The sequence below is a fragment of the Allochromatium warmingii genome, assembly GCF_900107145.1.
Classification (GTDB): Bacteria; Pseudomonadota; Gammaproteobacteria; order Chromatiales; family Chromatiaceae; genus Thermochromatium; species Thermochromatium warmingii.
Genome location: NZ_FNOW01000091.1, coordinates 1 through 1152, shown reverse-complemented (window position 1 = coordinate 1152; position 1152 = coordinate 1). Strand labels below are relative to the sequence as shown.

Annotated in this window: 1 protein-coding gene and 1 pseudogene; both read left to right on the top strand. The window is 48.0% G+C overall.

Features of this window, described 5'->3' with window-relative positions; genetic code table 11:
• A pseudogene (locus tag BLW10_RS13600) lies at positions 1–400 on the top strand (integrase core domain-containing protein); the annotation flags it as partial.
• Between the two features lie 217 nt (positions 401–617).
• Positions 618–854, top strand: coding sequence for a hypothetical protein (locus tag BLW10_RS13595; RefSeq protein WP_091335598.1), 237 nt, complete (start codon positions 618–620; stop codon positions 852–854).
• Positions 855–1152 lie beyond the last annotated feature (298 nt).

The following is a 1152-nucleotide window of genomic DNA, read 5'->3' as shown; positions in this document are numbered from 1 at the left end:
AAAAGCCCCGTTCACGATTGAGAAGATCCTCACCGACAACGGCAAGGAATTCACCGATCGCTTCTGCGCCACCGGCGAACGTGAACCAACCGGACACCATCTCTTCGACCAAGGCTGTGCCGATCACAGCATCGAACACCGCCTCACTGCCCCGCGTCATCCGCAGACCAACGGCATGGTCGAACGCTTCAATGGGCGCATTGCCGAGGTGCTCGCTACCACCCGCTTTGATTCCTCCCAGAACCTAGCCGACACCCTCAACGGCTACGTGCGGTTATACAATCATCAGATCCCGCAGAAGGCGCTCGGACACATCGCGCCGATTCAAGCACTCAAGGACTGGCAACAACAATGCCCTGAACGCTTCAAAAAGCGTGTCTATAATCTCGCGGGACTTGACATAAGAGAAATTCAGCTAATTGCGACCGGAACGGGAATCCGAGATTTGACGAGGCTGAACAGACAATACGGGCGCGGCAAATGGAGAAAATCGAAAGGTTTTGCAGCCGTCCGTTTGTTAGACGGCACTGTTCATACAGCTGAGATCCATTGGTACGAGGCTCACGGCATCGGCAAGAAAGAATTCAAACTCAAATTACCGCTTCTTGACTAGCATCATGAATACTCCCCACACAGAAAGTTCAACTTTTGCGGTCTGCATCAATAACGACGGATATCCGGCGTCTCTGGAAATCGGAAAAATCTATGAAATTTTGACCGACGAAAGCGCGGAATCTCATGGATATTTTCGGGTCATCGACGAAAGCGGTGAGGATTATGCTTACGCAAAGGATCGCTTTTACCCTTTAAGTATTCCCATGGCTTTGGAACAAGTGCTTTTCCGCACGGCGTGACTATAGAATCAACTGTCGGCCTAACACGGTGCTCCAGCCGAAGGCGTTAGGCCCATCAGCAAGGTAGGCCACGCGATAAGCTTGACGGTTACTGGTTACTGTAACGCTTGTTGGCCGTGAAACCAATTAAATCAATTAAAATCAATTAAATGAATTATAGTTAATTGCTTAAGTCTCTATAAGAATCCAGGGAATAAATTGCTCAATCCAAGATTGAGCAAAACTTAATTTATAGCTAAGATTTCGCCATGATTTTGCAATAATGTCTCTAAGATCTTCTAAAGACCGAACAAAACTA